General features: G+C 40.7%; 9 protein-coding genes. 4 read left to right on the top strand and 5 right to left on the bottom strand.

Annotated features, from left to right (window positions below; all coding sequences use genetic code 11):
- Positions 1-54 precede the first annotated feature (54 nt).
- Together oxyR and fabR are read left to right on the top strand one after the other, a co-directional pair.
- On the top strand, positions 55-939 hold the full coding sequence (oxyR, locus tag ACJ7Z2_RS03965; RefSeq protein WP_006251712.1) for a DNA-binding transcriptional regulator OxyR: 885 nt from the start codon (positions 55-57) through the stop codon (positions 937-939).
- 1 nt (position 940) lies between these two features.
- A complete protein-coding gene (fabR, locus tag ACJ7Z2_RS03960) occupies positions 941-1,573 on the top strand; it encodes an HTH-type transcriptional repressor FabR (RefSeq protein WP_006250448.1) in 633 nt (210 codons plus the stop codon).
- 26 nt (positions 1,574-1,599) lie between these two features.
- Here the strand turns inward: fabR and ACJ7Z2_RS03955 are convergent, their stop codons facing one another.
- Together ACJ7Z2_RS03955 and ACJ7Z2_RS03950 are read right to left on the bottom strand one after the other, a co-directional pair.
- On the bottom strand, positions 1,600-1,899 hold the full coding sequence (locus ACJ7Z2_RS03955) for a DUF4298 domain-containing protein (protein WP_126301622.1): 300 nt from the start codon (positions 1,897-1,899) through the stop codon (positions 1,600-1,602).
- Positions 1,900-2,035: 136 nt separating this feature from the next.
- Positions 2,036-10,468, bottom strand: coding sequence for a YadA-like family protein (locus ACJ7Z2_RS03950; RefSeq protein ID WP_409500851.1), 8,433 nt, complete (start codon positions 10,466-10,468; stop codon positions 2,036-2,038).
- Between the two features lie 363 nt (positions 10,469-10,831).
- Here ACJ7Z2_RS03950 and ACJ7Z2_RS03945 point away from each other — a divergent pair, with 363 nt between their 5' ends.
- On the top strand, positions 10,832-11,986 hold the full coding sequence (locus ACJ7Z2_RS03945) for a cytochrome-c peroxidase (protein ID WP_126301620.1): 1,155 nt from the start codon (positions 10,832-10,834) through the stop codon (positions 11,984-11,986).
- 47 nt (positions 11,987-12,033) lie between these two features.
- Here ACJ7Z2_RS03945 and ACJ7Z2_RS03940 read toward each other — a convergent pair whose 3' ends face one another.
- The 3 genes from ACJ7Z2_RS03940 to ACJ7Z2_RS03930 all read right to left on the bottom strand — a co-directional run bounded on the left by ACJ7Z2_RS03940 (position 12,034) and on the right by ACJ7Z2_RS03930 (position 15,540).
- Positions 12,034-13,023 carry a virulence RhuM family protein gene (locus tag ACJ7Z2_RS03940; protein WP_409500850.1) on the bottom strand — a complete coding sequence of 330 codons (990 nt, stop codon included), beginning with the start codon at positions 13,021-13,023 and terminating at the stop codon, positions 12,034-12,036.
- Between the two features lie 160 nt (positions 13,024-13,183).
- Positions 13,184-14,548 (bottom strand): UDP-N-acetylmuramate:L-alanyl-gamma-D-glutamyl-meso-diaminopimelate ligase, encoded by a 1,365-nt coding sequence (gene mpl / locus ACJ7Z2_RS03935; RefSeq protein ID WP_409500849.1) that lies wholly within the window; start codon positions 14,546-14,548, stop codon positions 13,184-13,186.
- A 236-nt stretch (positions 14,549-14,784) separates the two neighbouring features.
- Positions 14,785-15,540, bottom strand: a complete 756-nt coding sequence (locus tag ACJ7Z2_RS03930) for a VacJ family lipoprotein (RefSeq protein WP_409500848.1) — start codon at positions 15,538-15,540, stop codon at positions 14,785-14,787.
- Positions 15,541-15,695: 155 nt separating this feature from the next.
- Here ACJ7Z2_RS03930 and metJ point away from each other — a divergent pair, with 155 nt between their 5' ends.
- The gene (gene metJ / locus ACJ7Z2_RS03925; protein WP_409500847.1) at positions 15,696-16,013 is read left to right on the top strand and encodes a met regulon transcriptional regulator MetJ; all 318 of its coding nucleotides are present in this window, start codon (positions 15,696-15,698) and stop codon (positions 16,011-16,013) included.
- Position 16,014 lies beyond the last annotated feature (1 nt).

Here is a 16,014-nt window from a genome sequence, read left to right as displayed (position 1 = left end):
TGGCATAATTCAGCCTATCGGAACAATAGGAAAAATTTAAATTGGAGGAATCAAGTGAATATTCGAGATTTAGAATACCTTATTGCACTTGCAGAACATAAGCATTTCCGTCGTGCAGCAGAATCTTGTAATGTTAGCCAACCTACTTTAAGCGGGCAAATTCGCAAATTAGAAGACGAACTAGGCACTATTCTGCTTGAAAGAACCAGTCGCAAAGTCCTCTTTACGCAAGCAGGCTTAACATTAGTTGAACAAGCCAAGGTAGTTTTACGTGAAGTAAAAATTCTAAAAGAAATGGCAAGCAACCAAGGTAAAGAGATGTCTGGCCCGCTTCATGTTGGTGTAATCCCAACCTTGGGGCCTTACATTTCGCCAATTATTGTGCCTGCATTAAAAGCAGAATTTGCAGATTTAGAGCTGTATATTTACGAATTACAAACCAACCAATTATTAGATCAACTTGAATCCGGCCAGCTTGATTGTGGCATTATCTCATTTGTAAAAGAGAGTGAATCTTTTATTGAAGTGCCTATCTTTAATGAAGAAATGTACTTGGTAGTTCCAGAACAACACGAATGGGCAGCGCTTAAAAAATTCGATATGAATTTATTAAAAAACCGTGAGTTGCTCTTTTTAGACAGTGGCCATTGTTTACGCACTAATACGCTAGACTATTGTCTATCCATTGGAGCAAAAGAAAATCCACACTTTAAAGCTACCAACCTTGAAACCTTACGCAATATGGTAGCAGCAAATGTTGGCCTAGCATTAATTCCTAAATTAGCCGCTAAACCGATTAAAGGAGTACATTATATTCCACTTGAAAACCCGAAACCGTTTCGAGCTGTGGGAATGGTGTATCGACCAGGTTCACCATTACGCGCCCGCTATGAGCGTTTAGCTCAAGCCATTACTAAAATTATGCAATCCGAGGCGTAAAATGGCAAACGGTATGAGTGTGCGTGCAATTCAGAAAGAAAAAACACGCAGAGCATTAGTAGAAGCCGCCTTTAATCAATTAAGCTCAGAAAAAAATTTCTCTAATCTCAGTTTGCGTGAAGTTGCGCGTGAAGCTGGAGTCGCACCGACTTCGTTTTACCGCCACTTTAAAGATATGGACGAGCTAGGCTTAGCAATGGTGGACGAATCCGGGCTACTATTACGCCAATTAATGAGGCAAGCACGAAAGCGAATTGCAAATGGCGGAAGTGTTGTTGTGGTTTCAGTAGAAACATTCTTCGAACTGATTGCCGACCGTCCCAATGTTTTCCAGCTATTATTACGCGAAAGTTCCGGTACATCGCAAGCGTTTAGAACCGCAGCATCACGCGAAATTCAACATTTTGTAGCTGAATTGGCGGACTATATTATGAGCAAAGATAATCACAGTAACCGAGAACTTGCTTATATTCAATCGGAAGGTTTAGTCACGCTAGTATTTACTGCCGGTTCTCATGCTTTGGATATGAACAATCAAGAACGGGAAAAACTAAAGCAACGTGTCATTATGCAGCTAAGAATGCTGATTCGTGGCTCCACCTATTATGCCAATAAACAAGCTTCATCAACATAAAAAAACAGACGCCTAAGCGTCTGTTTTTATTCTTTCGTAATATATGCAGTCGATAGCTTTAACCATTCTAGTGCTAATTGATGATGTTCAGATAACGCATTCCATAACGCATCTTCTGACAAGATACTATAATTGCCTTTAGTATCTAACTGTTCATCAAAACTATCATGTAATTCACGCCATTCCGGGCTAGCATAAAACTGACTTAATGGCTCCAAAAGTGCAGTAGCTTGTTTCCATTGCTCTATCCCTTTTTCCAATTCTGGTAATAGTGCTACCCATTGGTTATAACAATCCTGCATTTTCTGAATATCTGCTTTTTTCATTCTTTACCTCTTAATTACAAGCGGTAAGATTTGCAAATTTTTTTACAAATCTTACCGCTTACACCATAAATTTTAGCCTCAATATAACATAAAAATCCCCTTCCGAAGAAGGGGATTTCAACTCAATTAGGCTAAATTACCACTGGTATCCAACGCCTACACCGCCACCAAAGTCGCCTCGGCTATTCGCATTACCTTGTAATTTCAAGATAAGCTTACCGTTATCACTTGAACGTGAATAACCTACTGCAAGCGCGTTTTCACCTTTAAATGTACCACCTGCTGCAGCCACCATAGATTTACCTGGAATGTAAACCTGCGGTAACGCTGCTGCTGCATTTGAACCGGCAATACCTGCACGGGCTTCACGGTTATTACGATGGATCTTGTTATTTAAGTGATTAACAGCACCTTTTAACTGACCAACATTAACCGCATCGGTATCTGCCTCACCTGCTTTAACATTAGTAATACGGTTACCACCATTATCTAAGCCGTTTTTGGTTAAGCTTACCGCTTTTCCTGCAGAGCCATTATTAATGGTTACGCCATTATTGTTCACCAATGTATCACCAGTCTTAACGCTAGTAAATTCAGGGGTATCTGAAACGGCTACAGTTACATCAGAACCTTTACGTGTCACTTTGATGTTATTACCTGCATTCACGCTCACTGTACTACCTGCTTTTACTTTCGCAGGGGCTTTATCCCCTTCAACCACACCTGTACCAACTGCTTTAGAATCTACGTTCCAGCTTACGTTGTTTACGGCATTTGCTACTGTTGTTGCATTCACAAAGTGTGAACCGGTACCGTTAGGATCTTGAACATTGATTTTGCCGTTATCAGCAACGGTTAAATCTGTGCTGTTTACGTTCACTTTCACCTCACCAGCCTTATCACTGGTAATAGTTGTACCATTACCATTTACGATATTGATAGAACCATCTTCATCAGTACCAATGTTATTACCATTCACTTTCGCATAGTTGTTCAGCTGTTTACCGTTGATAACATCTGTGCTTACTGGGCTAATATCGCCATCTGCTACATTAGTGATCTTAGTTGGTTTACCGTCTTTATCACCGACTTTGATGTTATCACCATCATTAGTGATTTTCGGACCATTCTCGCTGAACTGTACGCTGTTGAAGCTCACATCTTTTGCTGTCGCAAAAGTAAATTGATTACCATCACGTTTAACAGTTAAGTTATCACCTGCTTCAAACACAACTTCTTCGCCCGTTTTCACTAGCTTAGTCGCAGCTTGGTCACCGGCAGCCTTATTACCTGCAGATTTAATATTAAAGCCTGCATTATTCACTGCATCTGCAACAGTTTGAGCAGTCACTAACGCATTTGGTTGAGTTGGTGCTTTCACCGTACCGTCTGCGTTGTTACCTAACTCGCTGGTGTTTGCAGTGATGTTACCTTCACTATCTACTTTAATAGTAGTATCGTCAGTCTTCGCTGCTACTGTATACGTCGTTGAACCATCACCATTGGTGGTAGGTGTAATAACAACACCTTGATTACCGTCCACTTTGGTGGTCGCTGCTTTTGTCGCTGCTTGTAAGTCACCTACGTTTACCGCATTGTTTACGGTATCACCAGATGCATTGTTAAGAGCTTCTGCACGCTCTTTGCCTTCTGGTGTTGTGCCATCAGGCTTACGAACACCACTTGCCACATTGCCTAATTGTACTGGTGCTTCACCGGTAAATTTAGCTGTATTGCTTGGGGTTGAGCTATCAGCAGGATCTTGGTTAACAAACTCAATCGGGCTATCTACTTTAATCGTATTCTTACCGTCTTTGTTTTCAACCGTGACCGTTGTACCTTTACCCTTAATAAAATCAACCGTGTCATTATGTACCACAGTATCAACCGCTTTGCCGTTACCTTGTAAATTCCAGCCTGCATTTAATACATCACCTAATGTTGCTGCATTACTTAACTTATCAGCTAAGTTGGTTGGATTATTGTCTGCTGGTTGAACCTTATCATCTGCAGTCACAGGTGTCAGGTTAGACGCAACATTGCTAATCGCTTTATTACCTGCATTGATACCATCTTTATTGATAGTAATTGGATTATTTGCAGGATCTGCTTCATCAGTTGGTACAGTTACAGTGTTAGAGGTTACGCTGCTAAACTTAACATCATCTTTAGTCGCATAAATGACTTTACCATCAGCTTCTTGCTTCACAGTTAAGTTTTTACCTGCAACCATTTCAACTGCTTTACCCGGATTAATCAGTTCATCACCACCTGAAAGCTTCTCTCCACCTTCTACAGCCGAAGTTTTCAACGTAAAGCCTGAGTTATTGATGGCGTTGGTAATATCACCTGCTGTCACTAATTTCTTAGCATCATCAGCGGTTGGTTCATCAATTCTACCGTCATTATTTGCATCATTTAATGCCGTAGTGTTAGCCTTAATTGCACCTGTTGTCGGATCTTTTACAATCGTTACATTGTCTGTATTCACAGAAAGATCGAACACATTCGCACCATCAGCATTTTTTGTAGTGTTAACCGTAACTGATTTATCATCCGACTTCACTTCTTCACGAGATGCCATAGCGAAAGTATAAAGCTGACTACCATTTACTACATCTTTACTATCTGCATTTACGTCACCGGCAGCTACATTAGTTACTTTGACTGCATTACCGTCTTTGTCACCAACATTGATATTACCACCATTGTTAGTAATCTTAGGACCTTCATTTCCGAACTGTACACTATCAAAGTTCACATTTTTTGCAGTTGAAACAGTAATGTTATTCCCATCACGGGTAATCTCAATGTTTTTACCATTTAAGAACTGAACCGTATCACCTGTTTTCACCAGGCTCTTCTCGTCACCGTTTGCTTGAATGTTAAAACCTGCATTGTTAATTGCATCTGCAACGGTTTTAGCTGTTACTAATGCATTTGGTTCTGTAGGCTCTTCCACTTTACCATCAGGGTTATTTGTTAACTCGCTGGTGTTTGCCGTGATTTCGCCCTTATCGTTTACCTTAATGGTTGTACCATCCGTTTTTGCTTCAACGGTATAAGTGGTTGAGCCGTCATCGTTAGTTTTAGATGTTACAGTAACACCTTTATCACCTTCCACTTTGGTGGTTGCTGCTTTCATTGCTGCTTGTACATCACCCACATTCACAGCATTATTCAACGTATCACCTGTTGCGTTGTTAATCTTATCCGCAATCGCTTTACGCTCTGCATCTGTTGGTGCTGCTTTATCTGCAAATGTACCGCCCACACCGCTCTTCAGGTTAGTGATTGAGCCTGTTGTATTTGGTTTACCATTGCTCATATCAATGCTGTTGAATGCAACATCATCTTTTGTTGTGTAAGTGAATTTACCGTCAGCTTGGGTAAGTGTCATATTTTTACCCGCATCAAAGGTAACTGTTTCACTCGGCTTGATTAGCTGTGTTTTCTTACCATTGGTTTCACCACCATCAACACCATCACCTGCTGTTACATTAAAGCCTGAATTATTAATTGCATTAGCAATATCACCTGCCGTCACTAATTTCTTAGCATCGTCACCTGTAGGCTCAGTAACTTTACCTTCAGGCGAATTATTTAATGTTGTGGTATTCGCTTTAACTTCACCTGTTGTCGGATCTTTCACGATAGTAACGTTGTCAGTATTCACTGTCATATTACCGTCATTATCACGACCGATAGATTTATCCGTTGCAACATCTACCGTATATTCAGTATTGCCTTTAGGATCTTCCTTTCCGGCTTTAACAGTTACGGCTTTAGAACCAGCTACTACAGATGAGGTTTTCTCTGAATTATTAATTGCATCAGCCACATCACCTGCGGTCATAACTTTGTTTTCATCGCCTTCTTTAACAGCCACATTACCACGAGTTACTGTAGGAGCATCTGCTTTCGCTACATCTACCGTATAGATTGTTTGACCATTATCACCTGTTTCAGGTGCCCCAACAGTTGCTAAACCTGAACCTTTCACTTCGGTTTTGGACGCTGCTGCTGCTTGTTTTAACTGACTTACATTCACCGCATCAGTATCAGCTTCACCTGCTTTCACGCCTGTAATTTTGGTTGGATTACCATCATTACCTGCAATATTAACATTACCATCGTTATTTGTGATCTTTGGACCGTTATCACCAAATGTTACGCTATCAAATTTAACGTCTTTAGCCGTTGCAAAAGTAAACTGATTGCCTACACGCTTAACGGTTAAGTTATCGCCTGCTGCAAAAATCACTTCTTCACCCGGATTAATCAACTCTGCTGCTTCTTGATCATCATCAGCTTTATTGCCACCAGATTTTGCATTCCAACCTGCTTTCTGAATTGCTTCAGCAACTGTTTTTGTAGTTGCAACTTTATCTTCTTCTGCAGGTGTAGTTACTGCACCTTTGTCATCTACAGTGATAGTGCCGGCATCGATATTAAATGTCACATTCGCTACGCTGTTATCGGCGTTCATTGTTACATTTGCTTTTGTGCCTTTACCATCAACAAAGTTTACTGTGTCATAAGCTTTAACGAAGTCTTTCGCTCCGCCATTTTCTTGTAAATTCCAGCCTGCATTCAACACATCATCAACTGTTGCTGCATTGTTTTTGATGTTATCCACATTTTCCGGTTTCGCTTGTGAAACGGTATTATTAGCATCACCTGTGCTGTTAGTTGCCGGCAGATTGCTTGCCACATTAGTAATTGGTTTACCTGCAACATCAATGCCATCTTTAGTAATGGTAATTGGCTTATCATTAGCTGTTGTGCCGGTTGGTACACTAATATTATTAGATGTTACATTATTGAAAGTCACATCTTTAGCCGTTGCAATCGTAAAGTTGCTACCATCACGAGTAACTTTAATGTTTTCACCATCTTTAAAGTTAACTTCATCACCTGGGTTGATTAATTCCCCATCATCACCATTCGCTTTTGCTTTAAAGCCTGAATTGTTAATTGCATTAGCAATATCTCCTGCATTAACTAATTTCTTCTTATCCGCTTCAGTTTGTGGAGCATCAACCTTACCGTTATTATCCGCATCAGTTAATGAAACGGTTTTTGCAGTAAATGTCACATTGGTTTTAGTATCACCATCTTTTGTAGCCGATGCAGTGAATTGGTCACTATCAACAAAGTGAACTTCGTTACCCGCTTTCACATCATTAACTTTATCGGCACCTTGATAGATAGACCAACTCACATTATTCACAGCATTAATTACATCACCCACCGTTGCAATAGCATTGGTATTTGGTGCTGTATTTACTGTATCACCCGTTTTTGAGTTGCCATCAGTCGTTGCCTGTCCGTTTTCTACTTTAATCGCTTGAGTTTCTAGTGCGATATGAACTTTGCTTTCATTATTCGCTTCTTTGGTATTAGTGACTTTAATTACACCTTTACCATCAATGGTCACTTTATCATCTGCATTGATATCGCCTACTTTATCCGCAGCCGCATTATCTTGTGACGTTTGAAGTGTCCATTTTGCCGCTTTTAACTGATCAACATTTACCGCATCTTTACCATCTACGCCGTCCGCTACATCTTTGATTTGCTTACCGGCTGTGTTAATGCCATCTTTAGTGATGGTAATTGGTTTATTTGCTGTGTCCGTTGGGATCTCTAACGTTTTGGTTGTTACTTTATCAAATTCAACCGTATCTTTAGTTGCGAAAGTAAAGTTACTACCAGCTTGAGTAATCTTGATATTTTTACCTGCATCAAAAGTTACTGTATCGCCGGGGTTAACCAACTCAGCTGAAGTACCTGATACTTCACCTGCGCTTTGGCTAGATGTTGCCGTAAAGCCTGAATTTTTAATTGCATCAGCAACTGTTTTAGTTGTTGCAACTTTATTTTCATCTGTAGGGGTAGTGACTGCACCTGTTGTGTTATCAACCGTGATAGAACCGGTATCCACATCAAAGGTTACTTTAGTTACGCCATCAGCTTCTTGTGTAACATTTGAAACTGTACCTTTACCGTTTACAAATTGTACAGATTCATTTGGGGTCACAGTACCTTTGGTTGTACCCGCATTATCTTTAATATTGAAACCTTGGTTTACATAGTTATTTAAGTTCGTAATTGCATCGCCAACATTTGTTGCAGTATTACCATACTGAGTTCCAGCTGCATTCGTTACATTATATTTAGGCTGAGTCACAGAGCCATCCGGATTCACAACAGAACCGCCACCAAAATTATTTGCAGTTGAATTTGCAAGGTTACTGGTTGCATTCATTGCCATATAAAGTTGTGAACCATTAATCGCATCGGTTGATGTAGCAGAAATCTGACCCGCTGCCACATTTTGGATTTGACGCTCTTTATCTGCAGAGCCTACAGAAACAACATAGTTAGTATCTTTATTTACCCCGGCAAAGCCATTATAAGTAATACCCCCTACCGTTGCATTTTCAGTTGGTGTTGCTGCTCTTACGACTGATTCGCTACCCAAAGCAACAGAACTATTCAGAGTAGCTTGAGCCCCCATACCTAATGCTGTAGCAAATTGAGCTGTTGCATTAGCACGTGTACCAACAGCCACTGCTGATTGTGCTGAGGCAATTGAATTTGCACCTACGGCCAAAGAGGCATTTGCACTCGCATTTGCTGCAACACCAAAGGCAGAGGCTTTTTCAGCCGTTGCATTAGCATTAGAACCTACCGCTGTAGCATCACCTGCTGTCGCGTTTGTTTGGCGACCAAGTGCGGTTGTACCATTAGCCGTTGCATTTGCTGAATGACCAACTGCCGTAGCTTGAATACCTTTTGAAACCGTAGCCACACCTAAAGATAACGCTCCGTTACCATTTGCATTTGAGTTTGTACCTAATGCTACTGCCGCTTGCTCTCCACCTGTTGCCGTTGCATTCGGGCCGATCGCAATTGAGTTTCTGCTCTTCGCGCCATCATTAGCTTGATTCTCAGGTACGATTGAATTTACAGAGAAATATTGAATTTGGCTTGCTTGCGCAGGAATATTGACAGAAAGATCATAAATAACCGTGCCATTTGCATTTCTCTCTGTACTTTTTACAGTTACTGTACCATCGTTTGAAACAACAGTAGCTTGGGTATCTTTCGTAAAGTCATCAATGGCTTTCTTAGTTAAACCAATTTCATAGTTAGTTGTATTCGCAGCAGTTGCAGCTTTACCTGTTACAGTAATGTAATCAGGGCTAGAAGAATTTGCCGTGGTGTTATACGCATTTACTGTATAAATAGTTTGTCCATTCGCACCGGTTGCATTTGTAATATTAACATTGCTACCTGCAACAACTTCTGTTTTTACCGCTTTTAGTGCTTCTTCAATGGTATTTTTATTTGTTCCACCAATATTAGTATAAGTAATAGAACCATCAGGATTTACTGTAGCATTACCACCTAAAATATTTTTAGTTGAATTAGCAAGGTTACCTGTTGCGTTCATTGCCATATAAAGCTGTGAACCATTAATTGCATCGGTTGATGTAGCAGAAATCTGACCCGCTGCCACATTTTGGATTTGGCGTTTGATCGTGTTTGAGCCAACAGAAACAACATTCCCTGCTGCCGTAGTATTAGCCGCAAAGCCGGAATAAGTAATACCATTTACCGTCGCAGAAGGAACTGCCACAGCGTTGGAAACGGTTGAATTGCTCCCCAAAGCAACAGAATTATCTAACGTTGCATTAGCACCTGAGCCTAAGGCAATAGCAAAATCGGCGCTTGCTTTCGCACTATCACCAATTGCAACCGTAGCTTGGTTGGAAGATACTGCACTTACCCCTAAAGCTGTCGCATTAACACCTGAAACTGTCGCATTATAACCAATCGCTGTACCTCTAGTTGCAGTAGAAGTTGCATTAGCACTTGAACCTAAAGCTAAAGAATAAGTAGCATTTGCAACAGACTTATCCCCCATTGCACCTGAAAAATCAGCATTTGCGGTTGCACCTGAACCCATTGCAAATGAGCGAGTGCCACTGGCGGCAGATCTCCATCCCATTACTGTTGAACGGTTACCAGTAGCTAGAGCTCCTGCACCAAAAGCTGTTGCGCGGTTACCTGTTGCATGAGTATCTGTTCCTAATGCTATCGCATTTGCAGAAGTAGCAGAACTTCCCATACCTATAGCAATTGAAGGCACTAATGCCCAATTCTGACCAGTATTATTGAGACTCTCTACACCAGTATTACTAGTAATGTAAGAAGTATCTTCTGGATCCACTAAATTTGTTCTATGTGTTGCATTCGCATTTGTACCAATTGCAATAGTAGATCTTCCTGTTGAGATTGAATCCGCACCAATAGCAATTGCGTTTTCCGATGATGCCGTTGCTTGCGTTGAAATATAATTACTTGTTGTTGAACCTATAGATACAACAGCCACAGCATTAGTAGCTCCCAATACAGCACTAGCTCCAGCCAATAAAGCCAATGTTGCCTTACTTGCAGAACTAACAGATTTCGTTTTACCTTTCGCTCGTTGTAATTCAGATACTGCAACCCAACTTTGTGTTGCCTGATTCCAAATAACTTTAAAAATTTGATTCATAATCGACCCTATATAAAAATAAAAAAGATTACGTAGAACCTATGTTCAACATAATCTTAACCAATATAAAAAACCGCCACCTATTTTGATCTGACCACAAAAAGTTAGACTCATAAATTTAAGTGCGCGTATTTTACGCTATTTGTAATATAATTCATCTTCTGGAGTGTAAATTTATTGTAAATAATATGAGGAATCTGACCGCTTGTTATAATGCAAAACACCTTGATTTGAATCAAGCCACTACCTCATTTTGAGGGGAGATTTATACGCAGTGAAATTTTAAAATAAGCTAAGGTTTACGGATAATCATTCAACACTATTGAATTATCACTGTAGTTATCGTTAAAAAGGTATGCTTTTATGAACCAATTCTTCCCTCTAATCTTTAGCTTAACTCTATTTTCCGGCGTAACTTTGGCACTAGAAAAAGCACCTCGAACTATACCGGCAGAAGGAATAAATAAGCCCCTACTTGGACAAATTCTATTCTTTGACAATATGCTGTCACACAACGGTTCACAAAACTGCTCCAGCTGCCATAATCCGGATTATGCCTTTATTGATAACCGCACTACTCCGGCAAAAGGCGTGGTTTCACAAGGAGATGATCCGACCAAATTCGGCAAACGCAACTCCCCGACCATGCTTTATGCGAAATACTCTCCTGAGTTCCACTTTGATGAGCAAAGTCAAGAATATATCGGCGGGCAGTTCTGGGACGGGCGAGCCAAAAATCTCGCCGAGCAAGCCGGTATGCCGCCTATCGACCCAAATGAAATGGGAATGCCTAACAAATTAGAAGTAGCCAAAAGATTATATAATGTGCCGATGTATCAGCGATTTTTAGGGCAATTTTACGGTGAAAAGGTATGGGAAAGTTATGAAAGCGTTTATGCAGCAATGGAAGATGCGATTGCGACATTCCAGCAAGAAAACAAACTTCTCGCTCCATTTGATTCAAAATATGATCTATTTTTAAAAGGCGAGGAACAATTAACTGCATTGGAAGAAAAAGGCAGAGCTTTATTTTTCAATAAAGCTCAAACTAATTGTAGTAGTTGCCACCAATTACAGAGTGCTGCAAACCACCAAGAAGAAACCTTTAGCAACTATCACTATTACAATGTAGGCGTACCCGGCAACCCAGACTTGATAGCGGTTAACGGCTTCGCACCAGACTTTGTCGATTTAGGCTTATTTGAAAACCCAAATGTTAAAGGTGATGAAACACAAAAAGGCAAATTCAAAACCCCAACGTTACGAAATGTTGCCGTGACTGCACCTTATATGCACAACGGTGTGTTTAAAGAATTAAAGACTGTTTTGCTGTTTTTAGACAGCTACAATAACCCGGAGCGAAAAATCAACCCTGAAACCGGCACGGCGTGGCAACAAGCAGAATTTGAACCCACTATCGCCCACCAAAAACTCAAAGCCAAACCCTTAAGCGATGAAGAAATTGATGCCCTCGAAGCATTTTTAAAAACCTTGACAGATGAGCGGTATAGAAAATAAGGTGACAAGCGGTAAAATTTTGGGGAAATTTTACCGCTTGCGTTTAACTACCGTGTTAGCTCACTTTCTAACTTTTCCAATGCCTGCAAATCTTCCCAATCTGCCTCTTTCTGTTTTAAACATTTACGCTGAATATCAAATTTTTCGTATTGCTCTCTGACAAAGCTTTCCATTTGTTTATGCGTGATTGTTCCACCATTTCCTAATACAGGAAAGCCGTTAAACTCAATCAACATATCTACATTTCTTCGCCAGAAACCTAACGTAAGATCTTGGTTGTTCTTCACACGTAATTCGGCACTTTCAAGAAAGATCATTACCAAGCGATTTAAAGAATCCAGCTCATTATTATCTAAATAGTTTTTCGCAATCACAATATCGCCTTTACGCACGACTTTTCCTTTCCAGCTAGTTAATCCCATATTCATCTTAGTCGCATCAGCACGTTGACAAATCAACTCAGCGGCAGTGTGTTTGGTTATTGCATAAATGAGCTTATTTTGCGTTTCTGCAAAAAACATTTGCGTATTTTTATCTGTTTTGTCGTAATCGCTAGAGAGTTTGAAAAGCTCTCGTACTTTTTGATAGAAACGCAATTCACTTGCCCGAATCTCACGAATCTGTTCAAGTAATTCATCGAAATAATCTAAACGACCCTGCGGATTTTTCAAACGCTCGCTATCAATTAAAAAACCTTTTTCGAGATAAGTGCGTAATGTGCTGTTTGCCCATTTTCTAAACTGTACTGCTCTTGGGCTACGAACTCGAAACCCTATCGCCAGAATCATTTCAAGTGAATAATGCTTTACTTGATAATTCTTGCCATCTTGGGCAGTTATTAAATAATCCTTAATAACTGAATTTTCGTCTAACTCTTTGTCTTGTAAGATATTTTTGATATGTGTGGTTATATTTGGAACAGAGGTGTCAAAAAGTTCTGCAAGTTGATTTTGTGTCAGCCAAGCTTCATTTTCAACCACTAACAAGGCTACATTGCTTTTGCCGTCTTCCGTGTTATAAATAATTAAATCGCTCATATTTTATTCTGTTTATTGGTAGAGATATTAGTCACTATTTTCAATAAAATATGTATGAATATCCATAAATGATTTTGAATTTTTCGATGCAGATCACAAAAATAGATGGGTTATACAAACAAGCGGTAAAATTTTCCAAAAATTTTACCGCTTGTAAGGTTTATCGCTCTGCTAATTTAGCTAACAACTTCGCGTGAATACCGCCAAAGGCTCCGTTGCTCATCACTAAGATGTGGTCGCTGAGTTTGGCTTCTTTGACGACCAGTTCGACTAAATCATCAATATTTGCTGACCAATACGCCGGTTGCGATAACGCATTGGTAATCTCACTCACACTCCACGCAATAATATCGGGCTGGTAAACAAATACCGCTTCGGCATCGTGTAGGCTTGGGGCTATTTCATCTTTATGTACGCCCATTTTCATTGTATTTGAACGAGGCTCTAGCACTGCCAAAATGCGTTGGTTTTTCCCGACTTTGCCTCGCAAAGCATCAATGGTCGCTTCTATCGCAGTTGGGTGATGGGCGAAATCATCATAAACGGTAATGCCGTTTACCTCGCCTTTCACTTCCAAGCGGCGGTTGGCATTCACAAACTTACCCAATGCCTCACAAGCCCCTTGCACCTCAACTCCTGCGTGGTGGGCAGCTGCAATCGCCATTAAGGCATTGTGCATATTGTGCTTGCCGATAATCGACCAATGCACCTCGCCTTGTTTAACGCCTAAGTGAAAAATCTCAAACTGTGAGCAATCGGCATTTAGCGGTTTGGCAAACCATTCGTTTTGTTCGCCAATAAATTGAAGCTGGCTGTAACTGCCCATTTTTAGCGTATCTTGCACGTTTTGATCTGCGATTGCCGACAAAATACAACCACTTTGTGGCATAGTGCGAACAAGGTGGTGGAATTGGCGTTGAATCGCTTTTAAATCATCAAAAATATCGGCGTGGTCAAATTCCATATTATTGATAATCAGCGTTTTCGGGGTGTAATGCACAAATTTAGAACGCTTATCAAAGAACGCAGAATCGTACTCGTCTGCCTCAATCACAAAGAATGGGCTGTTACCGGCACGAGCGGAAATACCGAAATTACCGGCAACACCACCAATTAAAAAGCCGGTATCAATTCCGTTTTGGTCTAAAATCCACGCTAACATTCCTGTTGTGGTAGTTTTGCCGTGCGTGCCGGAAACCGCCAGTACCCATTTGTCTTTAAGCAAATGATCGTGCAACCATTGCGGGCCGGAGGTGTAATTGAGTTGGTTGTCCAACACATATTCCACGCACGGATTACCACGGCTCATCGCATTACCAATCACCACTAAATCAGGGGCCGGTTGCAGTTGAGTGACATCGTAATTCGGAATAATTTCAATACCGTGAGACGCTAAAAAGGTACTCATCGGTGGGTAAACGTTAGTATCTGAGCCGGTAACTTTATAGCCAAGCTCACGGGCAATCATTGCCACACCTCCCATAAAGGTGCCGCAAATGCCTAAAATATGGATATGTTTTTTCATCTTTTTATATTTAAAATGTTAGAGTCATCCCCTCTCCCCTTGTGGGAGAGGGATAGATTTTTTCTTCGTGCAGAAGAAAAAATCAGGGAGAGGGGTAAGCGGTCATTTTTAGGCTTAATATTGTAAGCTCCCCCTCTCTCTGAAAAATATTTCTGAACGAAATATTTTTCGGTCTCTCTCCCACAAGGGGAGAGAGTACGCTTTAGATGAGGCGTACCATCCCTCGTTCACATCAATTAATCAATATTCTTCAACTCTTCTTCCGAAAGCTGTTCTTGCTGGCTTTGCTCAACATTGCCATCTTTCACTTTAAATTCAAGGTTTTGGAAATAAGCTTCACGGAAGGTAACATAAGGGTCTTGAGCTTGCTCTAACAACGCATCTTGTTCTAATAATTTAGAACGGGTATCTACCCCTTGCACCACAAATTTAGCGATAGACCAAGGTGACCCAACATAAGTCAGCACCGAATAACCGGTTTCCACCGCACTACCAATACCTTGACGAGGTGTGGTTGCTCCATAAGCCGGCATCATAATATAAGAGCCGGAAGGCACGCCGTGAGTTCCTAAACTCTCGCCTAAACCACGTTGTCCGTTATTTAAACGTAAGCCATCGTCTAAGCTTGCCCAGTCAATTAACCCTCCTAAACCAAACACAGTGTTGATCCAGAAGCGATTGAAGTGAACCATCGCTTTTTTACCTTCGCCTTCAATTAAGCGGTTTACAAAGCTAACCGGCTCATCAAGGTTATTAGCAACATTAATTAAGCCTGTTTTAACCGGGCTTGGTACATACTCTTTCCAACCTTTAGCTGCCGGTTTTAACACGTAAGGGTCTAAATATTCGTAATTGACTTTCCACATCGCACGGTTAAACCCCTCAAGTGGGTCATCTCGCACGCCGGTTTCTGGGTTAATGCTTGATGAACAAGCGGTTAAAAATGCCACACTGAGTAGCATAAACATCGGTTTGAACGATTTGAGTTTCATAAATTGAACCTTTTGCAGAGAAATTTCGCCCATTGTAGCGAAGTTGATAAAAAATACAAAACAAAAAGCCGTTTTGCATCTAGAAATCTAGACGTCTAGATTGAGATATAGTTCGCTTTTGATTACAATACAGGCAACATTTAAGGAGCAAACAAATGGCAGACTGGAACGGCGAATATATTAGCCCTTATGCCGAACACGGCAAAAAAAGTGAACAAGTCAAAAAAGTGACGGTATCCATTCCAATTAAAGTATTGGAAATTTTAACTAATGAGCGAACCCGTCGCCAAATCAAAAATCTTCGTCACGCAACCAACAGCGAATTATTGTGCGAGGCTTTTTTGCACGCCTTTACCGGTCAGCCTTTGCCGAATGATGAAGACTTGATGAAAGACAGGACAGATGAAATCCCTGAAGAGGCAAAACAAAAAATGCGTGAGCTGGGAATAGACCCGGACGAATGGCAATATTAGA

Source organism: Mannheimia glucosida, from assembly GCF_046267875.1.
In the GTDB taxonomy this organism is placed as follows: domain Bacteria; phylum Pseudomonadota; class Gammaproteobacteria; order Enterobacterales; family Pasteurellaceae; genus Mannheimia; species Mannheimia glucosida.
This window is presented reverse-complemented; position numbering and strand designations above follow the sequence as displayed.